The 16876-nt window shown below is 64.9% G+C and carries 15 protein-coding genes; 10 read left to right on the top strand and 5 right to left on the bottom strand.

Features of this window, described 5'->3' with window-relative positions; all coding sequences use genetic code 11:
* Positions 1 to 55: 55 nt before the first annotated feature.
* Both metK and ACIPG5_RS04395 read right to left on the bottom strand, forming a co-directional pair.
* Entirely contained in the window at positions 56 to 1246 is a 1191-nt protein-coding gene (metK, locus tag ACIPG5_RS04400; protein ID WP_401373525.1) for a methionine adenosyltransferase, read from the bottom strand.
* 19 nt (positions 1247 to 1265) lie between these two features.
* The gene (locus ACIPG5_RS04395) at positions 1266 to 2246 is read right to left on the bottom strand and encodes an ArsR/SmtB family transcription factor (RefSeq protein WP_401373523.1); all 981 of its coding nucleotides are present in this window, start codon (positions 2244 to 2246) and stop codon (positions 1266 to 1268) included.
* A gap of 238 nt (positions 2247 to 2484) precedes the next feature.
* Between ACIPG5_RS04395 and tkt the strand changes: the two genes are divergently transcribed.
* The 9 genes from tkt to ACIPG5_RS04350 all read left to right on the top strand — a co-directional run bounded on the left by tkt (position 2485) and on the right by ACIPG5_RS04350 (position 11957).
* The gene (gene tkt, locus ACIPG5_RS04390) at positions 2485 to 4482 is read left to right on the top strand and encodes a transketolase (RefSeq protein ID WP_401373521.1); all 1998 of its coding nucleotides are present in this window, start codon (positions 2485 to 2487) and stop codon (positions 4480 to 4482) included.
* 146 nt (positions 4483 to 4628) lie between these two features.
* Positions 4629 to 5690, top strand: a complete 1062-nt coding sequence (gene epd, locus ACIPG5_RS04385) for an erythrose-4-phosphate dehydrogenase (RefSeq protein ID WP_236237465.1) — start codon at positions 4629 to 4631, stop codon at positions 5688 to 5690.
* Between the two features lie 12 nt (positions 5691 to 5702).
* Positions 5703 to 6866, top strand: a complete 1164-nt coding sequence (locus ACIPG5_RS04380) for a phosphoglycerate kinase (protein WP_401373519.1) — start codon at positions 5703 to 5705, stop codon at positions 6864 to 6866.
* Between the two features lie 32 nt (positions 6867 to 6898).
* Positions 6899 to 7117 carry a hypothetical protein gene (locus ACIPG5_RS04375; protein WP_176513784.1) on the top strand — a complete coding sequence of 73 codons (219 nt, stop codon included), beginning with the start codon at positions 6899 to 6901 and terminating at the stop codon, positions 7115 to 7117.
* Positions 7118 to 7297: 180 nt separating this feature from the next.
* The gene (locus tag ACIPG5_RS04370; RefSeq protein WP_401373516.1) at positions 7298 to 7627 is read left to right on the top strand and encodes an MliC family protein; all 330 of its coding nucleotides are present in this window, start codon (positions 7298 to 7300) and stop codon (positions 7625 to 7627) included.
* Positions 7628 to 7727: 100 nt separating this feature from the next.
* The gene (fba, locus tag ACIPG5_RS04365) at positions 7728 to 8792 is read left to right on the top strand and encodes a class II fructose-bisphosphate aldolase (protein WP_008093958.1); all 1065 of its coding nucleotides are present in this window, start codon (positions 7728 to 7730) and stop codon (positions 8790 to 8792) included.
* Positions 8793 to 8987: 195 nt separating this feature from the next.
* Positions 8988 to 11108: a putative bifunctional diguanylate cyclase/phosphodiesterase gene (locus ACIPG5_RS04360; RefSeq protein ID WP_401373514.1), complete on the top strand. Its 2121-nt coding sequence runs from the start codon at positions 8988 to 8990 to the stop codon at positions 11106 to 11108.
* Positions 11109 to 11147: 39 nt separating this feature from the next.
* Positions 11148 to 11648, top strand: a complete 501-nt coding sequence (locus ACIPG5_RS04355) for a M48 family metallopeptidase (protein WP_176513789.1) — start codon at positions 11148 to 11150, stop codon at positions 11646 to 11648.
* Between the two features lie 12 nt (positions 11649 to 11660).
* On the top strand, positions 11661 to 11957 hold the full coding sequence (locus ACIPG5_RS04350; protein WP_003249396.1) for a helix-turn-helix domain-containing protein: 297 nt from the start codon (positions 11661 to 11663) through the stop codon (positions 11955 to 11957).
* A 10-nt stretch (positions 11958 to 11967) separates the two neighbouring features.
* On the opposite strand, the gene ACIPG5_RS04345 is transcribed toward ACIPG5_RS04350, so the two are convergent.
* Positions 11968 to 12420, bottom strand: a complete 453-nt coding sequence (locus tag ACIPG5_RS04345; protein ID WP_176513791.1) for a GNAT family N-acetyltransferase — start codon at positions 12418 to 12420, stop codon at positions 11968 to 11970.
* 187 nt (positions 12421 to 12607) lie between these two features.
* On the opposite strand from ACIPG5_RS04345, the gene ACIPG5_RS04340 reads away from it, so the two are divergent.
* Positions 12608 to 13345, top strand: coding sequence for an ABC transporter substrate-binding protein (locus ACIPG5_RS04340; protein WP_176513793.1), 738 nt, complete (start codon positions 12608 to 12610; stop codon positions 13343 to 13345).
* A gap of 78 nt (positions 13346 to 13423) precedes the next feature.
* Here the strand turns inward: ACIPG5_RS04340 and yccS are convergent, their stop codons facing one another.
* A complete protein-coding gene (gene yccS / locus ACIPG5_RS04335) occupies positions 13424 to 15610 on the bottom strand; it encodes a YccS family putative transporter (protein WP_176513795.1) in 2187 nt (728 codons plus the stop codon).
* Between the two features lie 82 nt (positions 15611 to 15692).
* Positions 15693 to 16874 (bottom strand): NAD(P)/FAD-dependent oxidoreductase, encoded by a 1182-nt coding sequence (locus tag ACIPG5_RS04330; RefSeq protein ID WP_236237459.1) that lies wholly within the window; start codon positions 16872 to 16874, stop codon positions 15693 to 15695.
* Between the last annotated feature and the right edge of the window lie 2 nt (positions 16875 to 16876).

Below are 16876 nucleotides of genomic sequence, written 5' to 3'. Positions count from 1 at the left end.
GAAAAAGCCCCTGCCGATCGCTCGGCAGGGGCTTTCGTTTACGGCTGCAGGAGCCTTACAGGCCGGCAGCGTCACGCAGCGACTGGGCGCGGTCGGTGCGCTCCCAGGTGAAGGTGGTGAAGGTGTCGTCGCCGACAGTCTTCTGCTGCGGGGTACGGCCGAAGTGGCCGTAGGCAGCGGTTTCCTGATACATCGGGTGCAGCAGGTCGAGCATGGTGGTGATCGCGTATGGGCGCAGGTCGAAGCACTCGCGCACCAGCTGGACGATCTTCGCGTCGGACACCTTGCCGGTGCCGAAGGTGTTGATCGAGATGGAGGTCGGCTGGGCCACGCCAATGGCGTAGGAAACCTGGATCTCGCACCGCTCGGCCAGGCCTGCGGCAACGATGTTCTTGGCCACGTAGCGGCCGGCGTAGGCAGCGGAGCGGTCGACCTTGGACGGGTCCTTGCCAGAGAACGCGCCACCACCGTGGCGAGCCATGCCGCCGTAGCTGTCGACGATGATCTTGCGGCCGGTCAGGCCGCAGTCGCCCACTGGGCCACCGATGATGAAGTTGCCGGTCGGGTTGATGTGGTACTGGGTGTCCTTGTGCAGCAGTTCGGCAGGCAGGGTGTGCTTGACGATCAGCTCCATCACCGCTTCCTGCAGGTCTTTTTGCGACACTTCAGGGTTGTGCTGGGTCGACAGCACGACCGCGTCGATCCCCACGACCTTGCCGTTTTCATAGCGGCAGGTGACCTGCGACTTGGCATCCGGGCGCAGCCAAGGCAGTAGCTTGGACTTGCGCGCTTCGGCCTGGCGCTCGACCAGGCGGTGCGAGAAGCAGATCGGTGCTGGCATCAGCACGTCGGTTTCGTTGCTGGCGTAGCCGAACATCAGGCCCTGGTCGCCGGCGCCCTGGTCTTCCGGGCGGGAGCGGTCAACGCCCTGGGCGATGTCCACCGACTGCTTGCCGATGATGTTCATCACGGCGCAGGTGGCGCCGTCGAAGCCGACGTCGGAGCTGTTGTAGCCGATGTCGATGATGACATTGCGCACCAGCTCTTCCAGGTCGACCCAGGCCGAGGTGGTGACTTCGCCGGCGATGATGGCGACACCGGTCTTGACCAGGGTTTCGCATGCCACGCGGGCGTACTTGTCCTGGGCGATGATGGCGTCCAGGACCGCGTCAGAAATCTGGTCGGCGATCTTGTCCGGATGCCCTTCGGACACGGACTCGGAGGTGAAAAGGGAGTATTCGCTCATCTCGACGGGTTCCTAAAATTTACCGATGGTGTGTGTCGCCAGTCGTCCGCTGAAAATGGCGGACCTGTATCTGGAAACCGTTACGCAAGCCCACGTAGAGGCTGTCCCCGAGGGCCAGCCCGGCCGCATTGGCCCAACGGGCCAGGTCGTCCTGTTCGAAGCCCAGCCAGAGGTCGCCGCAGGCATCGCGCGCCCACCCCTGGTCATGGCTGCACAGTTCGGTGACCAGCAGGCTGCCGCCCGCTTTCACCCGTTTGGCCAAAAGGCGCAGGGCCAGGGCCGGGTCGCTGAAATGGTGCAGCACCATGTTCAGCACAACGCAGTCGGCTTCCACATCCGCTGCACCCAGTGCATCGGCCAACTGCAGGTTTACATTATTCAGGCCTTCGCGCTCGCACACCTGGCGCGCCAGCTCGAGCATGGTCGGGCTGTTGTCCAGGGCGGTGACGCGGGCAAAGCGCCGGGCCAGGTCGGGCAGAAAACCGCCGTCGCCGGGGCCGACTTCCAGCGCACTGGCGCTGGGCGAAAAATTCAGCGTGTCGAGCAGTGTCAGCAGGCTTTCGCGGTACTGCGGCAAGCCGGCGATCAGGTCTTGCTGGGCGCGGAATTTCTCTTCCACGCGCAGGAAGAAGTCCTGGCTGGTGGCGGCGCGGCGTTGCTGGATCTGCGCGATGCGGGCCTGGACATCCTGGGCCAGGGCCAGCTCGTCGACCTCGTCGAGCAGCGCCGTGTGCAGGCGGCCATGGGGCAGGGCGCGGCGGTAGAAGATGGCGTTGCCTTCGCGGCGCGTGGCCACCAGCTCCGCCTGGGCAAGCACCTTGAGGTGGTGGCTCATGCCCGACTGGCCGATGTCGAAGATCTGCGCCAGCTCCAGCACGCCGAACGAATCGCTGGCCAGCACCCGCAGAACATTCAGGCGCAGCTCGTCGCCGCTGGCTTTGCACAGGGCAGCCAGGGTGTCACTTTGCTGGGGCGGGATCGATTGCGCACGCTGATTCATGGGCCGGCAGTCTAGACAGGCATCGTTGCCCTCGCAAGGCCAATATCAAAAAGTTTTGATATTGGCTGATGGGCGGGTGCGGTGGTCGCCGTGGATTCCCGGTTTTCACCCGCTTTGGCGGCCAATCACAGGAAAAATACCCAACTGCGACCATACGTCATTGCCCCGGGGCCCGCCTGTGGGCGAAAATGGCCGCCTTTTTCGTAACACCACCTATTCAAGCCCCAGGAGATAAGCGATGCCCAGCCGTCGTGAACGTGCCAACGCCATTCGTGCCCTCAGCATGGATGCCGTGCAAAAGGCTAACAGCGGCCACCCAGGTGCCCCCATGGGCATGGCGGATATCGCTGAAGTGCTTTGGCGCGACTATCTGAAGCACAACCCGAGCAACCCGAAATTCGCTGACCGTGACCGCTTCGTGCTGTCCAACGGCCACGGCTCGATGCTGATCTACTCGCTGCTGCACCTGACCGGCTACGACGTCACCATCGATGACATCAAAGGCTTCCGCCAACTGCACAGCCGCACCCCGGGCCACCCGGAATACGGCTACACCCCAGGCGTTGAAACCACCACCGGCCCGCTGGGCCAGGGCCTGGCCAACGCCGTGGGCTTCGCCCTGGCGGAAAAGGTACTGGCTGCCCAGTTCAACCGCGAAGGCCACAACATCGTCGACCACAACACCTATGTGTTCCTCGGCGACGGCTGCATGATGGAAGGCATCTCCCACGAAGTCGCCTCGCTGGCCGGCACCCTGGGCCTGAACAAGCTGGTTGCCTTCTACGATGACAACGGCATCTCCATCGACGGCGAAGTGCACGGCTGGTTCACCGACAACACCCCGGCACGCTTCGAAGCGTACAACTGGCAGGTGATCCGCAACGTCGACGGCCACGATGCCGAAGAGATCAAGATGGCCATCGAGACGGCGCGCAAGAGCGACCGCCCGACCCTGATCTGCTGCAAGACCATCATCGGCTTCGGCTCGCCGAACAAGCAGGGCAAGGAAGACTGCCACGGCGCTCCGCTGGGCAACGACGAAATCGCCCTGGCCCGCAAGGAACTGAACTGGAACCACGGCCCGTTCGAAATCCCGGCCGACATCTACGCCGAGTGGGATGCCAAGGCCGCCGGTGCCCAGGTCGAAGCCGACTGGAACCAGCGCTTCGACGCTTACGCCAAGGCCCACCCGGAGCTGGCTGCCGAGTTCAAGCGCCGTGACAGCGGCGAGCTGCCGGCCGACTTCAGCGAAAAGGCCCAGGCCTACATCAATGAAGTGGCGGCCAAGGGCGAGACCATCGCCAGCCGTAAAGCCAGCCAGAACACCCTGAACGCCTTCGGCCCGCTGCTGCCTGAGTTCCTCGGCGGCTCGGCCGACCTGGCCGGCTCCAACCTGACCCTGTGGAAAGGTTGCAAGGGCATCGAAGCCAACGACGCCAGCGGCAACTACGTGTTCTACGGCGTGCGCGAGTTCGGCATGACCGCGATCATGAACGGCGTTGCCCTGCACGGCGGCCTGGTGCCTTACGGCGCGACCTTCCTGATGTTCATGGAATACGCCCGCAACGCGGTGCGCATGTCGGCGCTGATGAAGCAGCGCGTGATCCACGTCTACACCCACGACTCCATCGGCCTGGGCGAAGACGGCCCGACCCACCAGCCGATTGAGCAGCTGACCAGCCTGCGCAGCACCCCGAACCTGGACACCTGGCGCCCAGCCGACGCGGTCGAGTCGGCCGTGTCCTGGAAGCACGCCCTGGAGCGCAACGACGGCCCTTCGGCGCTGATCTTCTCGCGCCAGAACCTGCAGCACCAGGCGCGCGACGCCCAGCAGATCGCCGACATCAGCCGCGGCGGCTACGTGCTCAAGGACTGCGCCGGCGAGCCTGAGCTGATCCTGATCGCCACCGGTTCCGAAGTGGGCCTGGCCGTTCAGGCGCATGCCAAGCTGGCCGAGCAAGGCCGCAACGTGCGCGTCGTGTCGATGCCGTGCACCAGCGTGTTCGACGCCCAGGACGCCAGCTACAAGCAGTCCGTGCTGCCGGTCGAAGTGGGCGCGCGTATCGCCATCGAAGCCGCCCACGCCGACTTCTGGTACAAGTACGTCGGCCTGGAAGGCCGTGTCATCGGCATGACCACCTACGGTGAGTCGGCGCCGGCACCTGCGTTGTTCGAAGAGTTCGGCTTCACCCTGGAGAACATCCTGGGCACCGCCGAAGAGCTGCTGGAAGACTGATAGAGGCGTAAGGCGAGGGCTTTGCCCTCGTTTCGCGACACAAGGCCGCTCCTACAGGGGACGATGTACTTCTGTAGGAGCGGCCTTGCGTCGCGATGGGCCGCAACGCGGCCCCAACCAGCCATCCTGTGTTAGCGAGCCACCGAATGCCCCACCCGCGTCCCTACAAAGTTGCACTCAACGGTTATGGCCGCATCGGCCGCTGTGTCTTGCGCGCACTGTTCGAGCGTGGGGCCAAGGCCGGTTTCGAGATCGTTGCACTGAACGACCTGGCCGACCAGGCCAGCGTTGAATACCTGACACGCTTCGACTCCACCCACGGGCGTTTCCCCGGCGAGGTGAAGGTCGACGGCGATTGTCTGCATATCAATGGCGACTGCGTGAAAGTACTGCGCAGTGCCACCCCCGAGGGCGTCGACTGGGCGGCCCTGGATATCGACCTGGTGCTGGAATGTTCCGGCGCCTACCACACCCGCGCCGATGGCCAGCGCTTCCTCGATGCCGGCGCGCCGCGGGTGCTGTTTTCCCAGCCCATGGCCAGCGAGGCGGATGTGGATGCCACGGTGGTCTACGGCATCAACCAGGCCTGCCTGACCGGCAGCGAGCGCCTGGTGTCCAACGCCTCCTGCACCACCAACTGCGGCGTGCCGCTGCTGCGCGTGCTGGACCAGGCCTTTGGCATCGAATACGTGCAGATCACCACCATTCACTCGGCGATGAACGACCAGCCGGTGATCGACGCCTACCACCACGAAGACCTGCGCCGCACGCGCTCGGCCTTCCAGTCGGTGATTCCGGTGTCCACCGGGCTTGCGCGCGGTATCGAGCGCCTGCTGCCGGAACTTGCCGGGCGAATCCAGGCCAAAGCGGTACGCGTACCGACCGTCAACGTCTCGTGCCTGGACATCACCCTGCAGACCGCCCGCGACACCAGCGCGGCCGAGGTCAACCGGGTGCTGCGCGAGGCGGCGCTGGAAGGCCCGCTCAAAGGCTTGCTGGCCTATACCGAGCTGCCCCATGCCAGCTGTGATTTCAACCATGACCCGCATTCGGCGATCGTCGATGCCAGCCAGACCCGCGTCTCAGGCCCTCGCCTGGTGAACCTGCTGGCTTGGTTCGACAACGAATGGGGGTTTGCCAACCGTATGCTCGACGTTGCCGAACACTATCTGCACGTCGTCCACCCAACCCGCACCAAACAGCCCTGAAGGACTGCATTCATGACCGTGTTGAAGATGACCGACCTCGACCTGCAAGGTAAGCGCGTACTGATCCGCGAAGACCTCAACGTGCCTGTGAAGGACGGTGTGGTAACCAGCGACGCGCGTATCCTGGCAGCGCTGCCGACCATCAAGCTGGCCCTGGAAAAGGGCGCGGCGGTAATGGTCTGCTCGCACCTGGGCCGCCCGACCGAAGGCGAATTCTCGGCCGAGAACAGCCTCAAGCCGGTTGCCGACTACCTGAGCAAGGCCCTGGGCCGCGACGTGCCGCTGGTTGCCGACTACCTGGACGGCGTCCAGGTCAAGGCCGGTGACCTGGTGCTGTTCGAGAACGTGCGCTTCAACAAGGGCGAGAAGAAGAACGCCGACGAGCTGGCGCAGAAATACGCTGCCCTGTGCGACGTGTTCGTGATGGACGCCTTCGGCACCGCCCACCGCGCCGAAGGCTCGACCCACGGCGTTGCCAAGTTCGCCAAGGTCGCTGCGGCTGGCCCGTTGCTGGCCGCCGAACTGGATGCCCTGGGCAAGGCCCTGAAAGCCCCGGCCAAGCCGATGGCGGCCATCGTTGCCGGCTCCAAGGTATCGACCAAGCTGGACGTGCTGAACAGCCTGAGCGCGGTGTGCGACCAGCTGATCGTCGGTGGCGGCATCGCCAACACCTTCCTGGCCGCAGCCGGCCACCCGGTTGGCAAGTCGCTGTACGAGCCTGACCTGGTCGAAACCGCCAAGGCCATCGCTGCCAAGGTCAGCGTGCCGCTGCCGGTGGACGTGGTGGTGGCCAAGCAATTTGCCGAAAGCGCCGAAGCCACCGTCAAGGCCATCGCCGACGTGGCGGCTGACGACATGATCCTGGACATCGGCCCGCAAACCGCGGCCAACTTCGCCGAGCTGCTGAAGTCGTCCAAGACCATCCTGTGGAACGGCCCGGTCGGTGTGTTCGAGTTCGACCAGTTCGGCAACGGCACCCAGGTGCTGGCCAAGGCCATCGCCGAAAGCGCTGCGTTCTCCATCGCCGGTGGTGGCGACACCCTGGCGGCCATCGATAAATATGGCGTCAGCAAAGATATCTCCTACATTTCTACCGGTGGCGGTGCATTCCTCGAGTTCGTCGAAGGCAAGGTACTGCCGGCCGTGGCGATCCTGGAAGAGCGGGCAAAAGCCTGACAATGGCGGCGCCTGGCAAAGGGAGCGACCTGATGGTCAAGCGATTGCCTGTGATGATCGTGGCGGGCCTGCTGAGCGCATGCTCCAGCGGCCCGACGCCGGACGGCGACCCGGCGCAAGCGCCCAAGGGTGGTTGCTACCAGTCCGAATGGCAGGCTGAAACCGTGCCGGTGATCAGCAAGCGCGTGGGCCCCGAAGGCCTGGAAAAATACGACGAAGAGCACCAGCGCCAGGCGCCGGGCTGCCCTTGATCGGGCGGCAGGCAACCTGAAGGCTGTTTTGTGGTCTTGAACACGGGGCCGCTGTGCGGCCCAATCGCCGGCAAGCCGGCTCCCACAAGGTACAGCGCTGACCTCGGGAGCAGCGCTTGACCTGTGGGAGCCGGCTTGCCGGCGATTGGGTCGCGCAGCGACCCCTAGCGGAGTAACGTGATGAAAGCGCTCTTGGCCGTGACGGCCCTGGCGACACTGGCAGGATGCTCGCTGCTGCAGCCGGCGCAGCCCGCCCCGGCAGACAACTGGACCCGCTGGGTCTGCGACAGCCAGGCCGACGTGCTCTGGCGCTTCGCCGATGCGCAACAGGATTCGGTCGACGTTCGCCTCGGCGGCGGCGACCAGGTCTACCGGCTCAAGTCCGAGCCGAGCGCCTCGGGGGCGATGTACAGCGATGGCGTGCTGGCCTTCCACACCAAGGGCGACGAAGGCCTGGTGTACTGGGTGGCAACCAACGATCTGATAGGGCGGGGCTGCAAGGCACCGTGACTGGCCGGGCCGCGCAGGCGGCCCACACTACTTGAACAGCAACCGCCCCTGCGGCAGGCTTGCACGAAACAAACGACGCTTGTCGGGAGAGAGATACACAATGGCACTCATTAGCATGCGCCAGATGCTGGACCACGCCGCCGAGTTCGGTTACGGCGTTCCGGCTTTCAACGTCAACAACCTCGAGCAGATGCGCGCCATCATGGAAGCGGCCGACAAGACCGACTCTCCGGTCATCGTCCAGGCCTCCGCCGGTGCTCGCAAATACGCCGGTGCGCCGTTCCTGCGCCACCTGATCCTGGCTGCCATCGAAGAATTCCCGCACATCCCGGTGTGCATGCACCAGGACCACGGCACCAGCCCTGACGTGTGCCAGCGCTCGATCCAGCTGGGCTTCAGCTCGGTGATGATGGACGGCTCGCTGGGCGAAGACGGCAAAACCCCGACCGACTACGAGTACAACGTGCGCGTTACCCAGCAGACCGTTGCCATGGCCCACGCCTGCGGCGTGTCGGTCGAAGGCGAGCTGGGCTGCCTGGGTTCGCTGGAAACCGGCATGGCCGGTGAAGAAGACGGCATCGGCGCCGAAGGCGTGCTGGACCACAGCCAGATGCTGACTGACCCGGAAGAGGCCGCCGACTTCGTCAAGAAGACCCAGGTCGACGCCCTGGCCATCGCCATCGGTACCAGCCACGGTGCCTACAAGTTCACCAAGCCGCCTACCGGTGACGTGCTGGCCATCGACCGCATCAAGGAAATCCACAAGCGCATCCCCAACACCCACCTGGTGATGCACGGTTCTTCCTCGGTACCGCAAGAGTGGCTGGCGATCATCAACCAGTACGGCGGCGACATCAAAGAGACCTACGGCGTACCGGTCGAAGAAATCGTCGAAGGCATCAAGCACGGCGTGCGCAAGGTCAACATCGACACCGACCTGCGCCTGGCCTCCACCGGTGCCATGCGCCGCCTGATGGCCCAGAACCCAAGCGAGTTCGACCCGCGCAAGTTCTTCGGTGAAACCGTCAAGGCCATGCGCGACGTGTGCATCGCCCGCTACGAAGCCTTCGGCACCGCCGGCAATGCCTCGAAGATCAAGCCGATCTCCCTGGAAGGCATGTTCCAGCGTTACCTGAAAGGTGAGTTGGCCGCCAAGGTCAACTGATCCGCTGAACGGTACGGAAAACCCGCAGAAATGCGGGTTTTTTTATGGCCGAAATGCCAGCAGGTGACCGTTAGTCGACTACCCTTAGATTTCTTCACTGATAGCGTTCTGATTGCATTGCGTGTTGCAGGCTGGTGTCTAGAGTATTAATCGGATCCAATTGCAGGTTGAAGTCGGTCACACAAGAGAAGCAGCATGGATGGCGCTTACCCTCACCCCCCAGAGAGCAAATCTGTGCTCCTGGTGGTGGATGATTACCCGGAAAACCTCATCAGCATGCGCGCATTGCTGGCGCGCAACGATTGGCAAGTGCTAACGGCAAGTTCGGGGACGGAAGCCCTGAGCGCCTTGCTCGAACACGATGTCGACCTGGTGCTGCTGGATGTGCAGATGCCGGAAATGGACGGCTTCGAAGTCGCCCGGCTGATGCGTGGCAGCCAGCGTACCCGGCTCACCCCGATCATCTTCCTCACCGCCAACGAGCAGTCCGATGCCGCCGTGCTCAAGGGCTACGCCAGTGGCGCGGTGGATTACCTGTTCAAGCCGTTCGACCCGCAGATCCTCAAGCCCAAGGTGCAGGCGCAACTGGACCAGCAGCGCAACCGGCGCATGCTGCAGCGCCTGACCCGCGAGCTGGAAGCGGCCCGGGCCTTCAATGCCTCGATCCTGGAAAACGCCGCCGAGGGCATCCTGGTGGTCGATGCCTCGGGCACCATCAGCTTCGCCAACCCGGCCATTTCGCACTTGCTCCAGGCGCCGGTGGAGCAACTTCAAAGCGTGCACCTGCTGGATCTGGTGCAATTGCCCAATGCCACCTTGTGGCACGACTCCGACTTCCACCAGGCCTACCTGGCACGGCGCATCTTCCGGGTGCACGACGCCCATTTGCGCACGGTGGGCGGCCACCTGGTGCCGGTGGCGCTGTCGTGCGCGCCCTTGCCCGCCGACCAGCAGGCAATGGTGGTGACGGTGCTCGACATGTCGGTGGTGCGCAACCTGCACCAGCAGCTCGAATACCAGGCGGTAACCGACCCCCTTACTGGGTTGCTCAACCGCCGCGGCTTCTACCAGGCCGCCGAAGGCGTGCTGCTGCGCAACGAGCGCTCCGGCAAGGCCCAGGCGCTGATGTACATGGACCTGGACGGCTTCAAGCGCATCAACGATTCGTTGGGGCATGAGGCCGGTGACCGGGTATTGCGCTGGGTGGCCGAGCAGTTCAAGGACTGCCTGGGCAGCGAGGCGCTGCTGGCGCGCATGGGCGGCGACGAGTTCACCGCACTGTTCGACAGCCTGCCGTACCCCGAACAGGCCGGGCGCTTCGCCGAGCAACTGCTGGAGCGGGTTTCCATCCAGCAGCCGATGGAGGGCCTGGATGTCAGCCTGGGCGTGAGCATCGGTATCGCCACCTACCCGGACTGCGGGGCCACGGTCGAAGGCCTGCTGCGCGCCGCCGATGCGGCGATGTATGCGGCCAAGCAGGCCGGGCGCCAGCAATACCGCTTCTACGACCAGGAGCTCAACGGCCGCGCGCGTTCGCGGCTGATGCTCGAAGACAGCGTGCGCCAGGCAGTCGAGGCGCAGGACTTCAGCCTGGTCTACCAGCCGCAGGTCGGCTTCGCCGATGGGCACCTGCGCGGCTTCGAGGCCTTGCTGCGCTGGCAGCACCCCAGCGTTGGCGATGTACCGCCAGGGCTGTTCATTCCCCTGCTGGAAGAGGCCCGCCTGATCAACCGCCTGGCCAGCTGGATCTACCGCCAGGGCGCGGCCCAGCGCCACGCCTGGCGCGAGCGTTTCGCGCCGGACCTGGTGCTGGGCATCAGCCTGAGCCGGGCGCAATTCGCCATGCCCAGCCTGGTCGATGAGCTGCGGCGGGTGATCGACGAGTACCACCTGGTGCCCTCGCAGCTGGAGGTGGAGGTCGCGGAGACTTCGCTGACCGACAACCTCGAGGCGGCCATCAAGCAGATACACCGGGTGCACGAACTGGGCGTGAGGGTGGCGCTGGACGACTTCGGTGCCGGTGACTGCTCGCTGCGCATGCTGCGCGACCTGCCGATCGATACCTTGAAGCTGGACCGCCACCTGGTGGCGCGCCTGCCGGGCTCGGCCGCCGACGCCGCGCTGGTGAGCAGCGTCATCGGCCTGTGCGCGCAATATCGCATCACGGTCATCGCCGAAGGCGTGGAAACGCCGGCCCAGGCGGCCTGGCTGAAAGCCAACGGCTGTGCCTACGTGCAAGGTTTTCTGGTCGCCCACCCGATGACGGCGGCGCACGCCAGCGAGTTCCCGGCAATTTTTCCCTGGCCCCGGCCCTGATTGGCTAGAATCGGCGTTCGTTACGCCGAAAACCGTGCCATGACCGTATTACGCTACTTGCAAGCCTACCCGCCGCACCTGCAACAGCAGGTGCAGCAAATGATCGACAGCGACCGCCTGGGCGGCTACCTGCAGCAGCGCTACCCGGGCCGCCATGACGTGCAGAGCGACAAGGCGCTGTACAACTACGCCCAGCAACTGCGCCAGCAGTACCTGCGTACTGCGCCGCCGCTGGACAAGGTGCTGTTCGACAACCGCCTGGACCTCACCCACCGCGCCCTGGGCCTGAACACGGCGGTGTCCAGGGTGCAGGGCGGCAACCTCAAGGCGAAGAAGGAAATCCGCATCGCCTCGCTGTTCAAGGAGGCGGCGCCGGCGTTTCTGCGCATGATCGTGGTGCACGAGCTTGCGCACCTGCGCGAGCGTGACCACAGCAAGGCGTTCTACCAGCTGTGCCAGCACATGGAACCGGACTACCACCAACTGGAATTCGACCTGCGCGTGTACCTGACCTATCGGGAACTGCCAGGCAACCTGTAAGGACCCCGCAGCATGGAAGTGAGCAAGACCAAGAGCAGCTTCTATCGTCGTTTGTACGTGGCCTGGCTGATCGACAGCCAGACCGCCACCAGCGTACCGGCCCTGATGGAGGCCACCGGCATGCCGCGGCGCACCGCCCAGGACACCATCGCAGCCCTGGCCGACCTGGACATCGTCTGCGAGTTCGAGCAGCAGGAAGGGGCGCGCAACCACGCCGGGCACTACCGCATCCATGACTGGGGGGCGATCGACAAGCAGTGGATCATCCGGCACCTGCGCCAGATCCGCGAGGTGCTCGGCTACCCGTGAGCTGCCGGGCTCAGGCCTTGCGCATGCCGATGTGGGGGATGTCGTCTTCCAGGTACTGCTCGCCCACCACTTCGAAGCCGTGCTGGCCATAGAAGCCCTGCAGGTGCGCCTGCGCCGACAGGTACACCGGCGTGCCCGGCCAGCAATGCGCGGCCGCTTCCAGCCCTTTGAGCAGCAGCGGGTGGCCCAGCTTCAGCCCGCGCGCCTGCGGCGCCGTCACCACGCGGCCAATGACCACGTCGCCACCCTGGGACTGCGGATCGAGCAGGCGCAGGTAGGCCAGCAGCTGGTCTTCCTGCCACGCCATCAGGTGCAGGGTATCGCCTGCCAGGTCCTGGCCGTCGACTTCCTGGTAGGCGCAGCGCTGCTCCACCACGAACACTTCGGTGCGCAACTGCAGGATGGCGTAGAGCTGCTCCTTGCTCAGATCAGTGTGGTGTTTGCAGACCCATTCGATGGACATGGCGGGTAACTCCTGAAAATGATCGTCGATCATCGCAAATCTGCTGGCCGGCGACGAGTGGCAGATGGGTTCGGCCAAAATAGAGGCTAAATGACACTATTGGCCGCTGCCCTGCGCCACGGCTTTGTGTACTCTCGTTTGCAGATGCCTTTCATCACGTGTGCCCCCTCTGCAAAAGGACTTCAGCATGCGGCCACTGCTTTACGCGTTGGGATTGTTGGGCGTGATGCTGACAGCACCTGCCCTGGGCCAGGAAAAGCTGCGGCTGGTGGCCGACAACTGGCCGCCGTTCACCGACAGCGGCATGCCCGGCGGTGGCCTGGCCACTAGCCTGGTCACTACAGCGCTGACACGTGCGGGTTATGCCAGCGGCTACGAGGAAGTGCCCTGGGCGCGAGCGCTGATGGGCATTGGCGAAGGGCGCTACGACGTGTTGATCAACACTTGGTACAACGACTCGCGGGCGCAGGTCGGCCAGTTTTCCAAGGGCTACCTGAACAACCGTATTCGCCTGCTCAAGCGCAAGGGCGACAACTTCCGCTACCAGCAGCAGAGCGACCTGTACCCCTACAGCATTGCCGTGGTGCGCGACTACGCCTACTCGCCGGTGTTCGATGACGACAGCCGCCTGCACAAGGTGCAGGTGCGCAACTTCTCCACGGCCGTGCGCATGCTGGCGGCAGGGCGGGTGAACCTGGCGGTGGAGGATGAGTACGTGGCGCGCTACAACCTGCAGCGCGAGCCGCAGCAGGTGCGCGATGGCGTGACGCTGGTGGGGCCGCCGCTGGCGGAGAATACCCTGCATATTCTGGTGAGCCTGAAGCATCCCGAGCACCAGCAGATCGTCGAACGCTTCGAACGGGCCATTGCGGCGATGAAGGCCGATGGCAGCTATGCGCGGTTGTTGCGCCAGCATGGCTTTTGACTTCTGGCGTCTGTGCTGGCCCTATCGCCGGCAAGCCGGCTCCCACAGGTACCCCTTTGGTCTTCAGGGCTGTGCAGATCACTGGCTTTGTGAGCCCTCTTTGATCAGGTGCGCGGCCAGGGTCCGCAGCGGCCCCAGCTGCCGGCAGATCAAGGCCAGCTGCGTCTGTACCAGCCGCTGATGCTCATCCACCTCATCGGGCATCTGCTCCAGCGCATTGGCCAGCGCTTCCTCGGCATCGCTGTGAATGGCCACCGGCAAGCGCGCCGCCAGGCCATTGGCAATCTCGTCCAGGCTGTCGGCCAGGCTCTGCCCGGCGCCGTCGATCAACTGTTCCTGCACCTCTGCCGGCAAGGCATTGTCGCGGTGTGCGCCCAGCCCCGAGAGGTAGCTGAGCAAGGTATGCGACAGCACCAGGAAGCGGAAGCCCACGTCCGCCTCCTTACGGAAATGCCCAGGCTCCATGAGCATGTTGGCCAGCGTGGTGGACAGTGCGGCATCGGCGTTGTGGGCGTTGCGCCGGGCCAGGCGGTAGGCGAGGTCGTCGCGCTTGCCGTGGGCGTACTGCTGCATGATCTGGCGCAGGTACAGGCTTGCGCAGCTCAAGGTATTGGCCAGCGCCTTGTTCAGGCGCCGGCCCTGCCAGTCGGGGAGGAACAGGAACACCGCGAGGATGGCGATCAGGCTGCCCACCAGCGTATCGAACAGGCGCGGCAGGAACAGGCCGTAGCCATCGCCGATCTGATTGAAGCAGAACAGCACCATCAGCGTGATGGCCGCCGTGGCCAGGGTGTAGCGGGTGGTGCGGTTGACGAAGAACACCACCCCGGCAACCACCGCGAACAGCGACTGGATCACAGGGTTGGGGAACAGGTCGAACAGCGCCCAGCCCACGGTCAGGCCGATGGCCGTGCCGAAAATCCGCTGCACCAGCTTGCGCCGGGTCGCGCCGTAGTTGGGCTGGCAGACGAACAGCGTGGTGAGGATGATCCAGTAGCCCTGGGTCGGGTGGATCAGGTGCACCATGCCATAGCCGATCGACAGCGCCAGCGGCAGGCGCAGGGCGTGGCGGAACAGCAGCGAGGTGGGTGTGAGCTGGGTGCGCAGGCGGGTCCAGACGTCCTTGAGGTTGCGCGGCGAGCGGTCGAGCAGGCTGCTGTCGCTGGCATCGGCGAGGCTGTCCGGGTTGCTGGCGGCGCCCAGCAGGCGGTCGAGGGTGGCCAGGTTGGCCGCCAGTGCTCGCAGCGAGCGCAACAGGCCGCGCCAGGCCGGGTTGTTCTGGTTGCGCAGGTGCTCCAGGGAGGCGTTGAGGTCTTCCAGGGTGTCGGCGAAGCGGCTGTCGAGCACGAACGGCTGGCGCAGGCGGATCGAGCGCGCCAGGTCCTGGCAGGCCGAACCTTGATGGCGCAGCAGGCGCTGGCAGCGGAACATCACGTCGCTGTGGAAGAACGCATCGGCCAGGGCGTTGTAGGGGTAGTGCGAGGCGCTGACGCGCTCGTGGATGTCCTGGGCCAAAAAGTACAGCTTCAGGTAGCGGCTGACCTTGGAGTTGGGCTGGCTGTTGCCCACCCGGTGCAGGATGATTTCCTTGGCCGCGTTGAGGGCCGCGACCACCTTGCCGTTCTGCTGGGCCAGCTCCAGGCGCCGGGCTTCCAGGTCATGGTTGCGGATCGGCTCGAACAGGTTGGCCTTGAGCTTGAGGTAGCGGCCCAGTTCGAAGAACAGCTTGGCCAGGCTCTGCTGCACCGGCTGGTTGGAAAACAGCGCCTGCCACAGCACCGACAGTAAGCCGTACCAGGCAGCGCCGGCCACCAGCAGCAGCGGTTCGTGCCAGAAGTCGGTGACCTGGCCGCCGCGCTGGTCGACGCCAATCATGGTGTACACCGCGGTGATCAGCGTGGCCGAGGCGATGGCGCCATAGCGCTCGCCCAGCGCCCCGAGCATGGTCAGGCCGAAGGCCGCCAGCGCCAGGGCGATGGCGAATATCCAGGGGTAGGGGAACAGCAGCTCGACGGCGAGGGCGGCGATGGCGAAGCACACCAAGGTCACCGCCAGGGCGCTGAGGCGGCCCTGCCAACTGTCGTCGGTCTCGGCCAGGGCGCTGGCGATGATGCCGAGGAACAGCGGAATCAACAGGCCCATCTCGTTCTGGTACCAGCACAAGGCCAGGCTGCCGGTGAGGGCAATGGTCACTCGAATGCTGTAGCTGAACTTGTCTTGGCCCCACAGGCGACGCAGTGACTGACGGAACGAGCTCGATGACATGATGGCCTTGGGCAGTGATCGAATGAATGCATTGCCGCACGGACCAGCAAGAAGCGTTCCGTGCTGCTGAATGGATTCTACTCTACACGAACTGCGCCGCAGCGTTGGCCGATGCCCAGGCCCACTGGAAATTGAAACCGCCCAGGTGGCCGGTGACATCCAGCACTTCACCGATGAAGTACAGCCCAGGGCTCTTCAGCGATTCCATGGTCTTGGACGACACCTCGCGGGTGTCGACGCCGCCCAGGGTCACCTCGGCGGTGCGATAGCCCTCGGTGCCGGCCGGCACCAGCTGCCAGGCGGCCAGCTTGTCGGCGATCTGCGCCAGTTCCGCCGGGGTGTACTGCTTCATCGGCCTGGATTCGAACCACTGCTCGGCCAGCAGGTTGGCCAGCTTGCGGGTGAACACCTCGCCCAGCACCGTCTTGAGTTCGGCGTTGGCGCGTTCGGCCTGCTGCTGTTGCAGCCAGGCCAGCGCATCGCGATCGGGCAGCAGGTTGATCTCGACGGTGTCGCCGGCTTCCCAGAACGATGAGATCTGCAAGATTGCCGGGCCACTCAGGCCGCGATGGGTGAACAGCAGGTTTTCGCGAAAGCTGGTGCCGTTGCAGCTGGCCGTGCAGTCCAGCGAGGTGCCCGAAAGTTCGGTGCACAGTGCCTTGAGTTGGGGCTCGGTGATGGTGAACGGCACCAGGCCGGCGCGGGTCGGCAGCAGGGTGTGGCCGAACTGGCGCGCCACCTGGTAGCCGAAACCGGTGGCGCCCAGGGTCGGGATCGACAAGCCGCCGGTGGCGATCACCAGCGACTGGCAGGCGAACTGCCCGGCGCTGGTTTGCAGCAGGTAGCCGCCTTCGGTCTTCTCGATGTGCTGGATGCTGGTTTCCATGCGCAGTTCGGCACCGGCCTCGGCACATTCGGCCAGCAGCATGTTGAGGATGTCGCTGGCCTTGTTGTCGCAGAACAGCTGGCCGAGCTTTTTCTCGTGGTAGGGCACGCCGTGCTTGGCCACCAGCTCGATGAAGTCCCACTGGGTGTAGCGGGCCAGGGCCGATTTGCAGAAGTGCGCGTTGTGCGACAGGAAGTTGGCCGGCTCGGTGTACAGGTTGGTGAAGTTGCAGCGCCCGCCGCCGGACATGAGGATCTTCTTGCCGGGCTTGTTGGCGTGGTCGAGCAGCAGCACCCGGCGGCCACGGCGGGCGCTGAGCTGGGCGCACATCAGGCCGGCGGCGCCGGCGCCGAGGATGATCACGTCGGTGGAGTGCACGG

Source organism: Pseudomonas sp. NPDC087029, from assembly GCF_044745345.1.
GTDB lineage: Bacteria > Pseudomonadota > Gammaproteobacteria > Pseudomonadales > Pseudomonadaceae > Aquipseudomonas > Aquipseudomonas faucium.
Note: the sequence above shows the minus strand (reverse complement) of the source record. Positions and strands in the feature narration are given on the sequence as shown.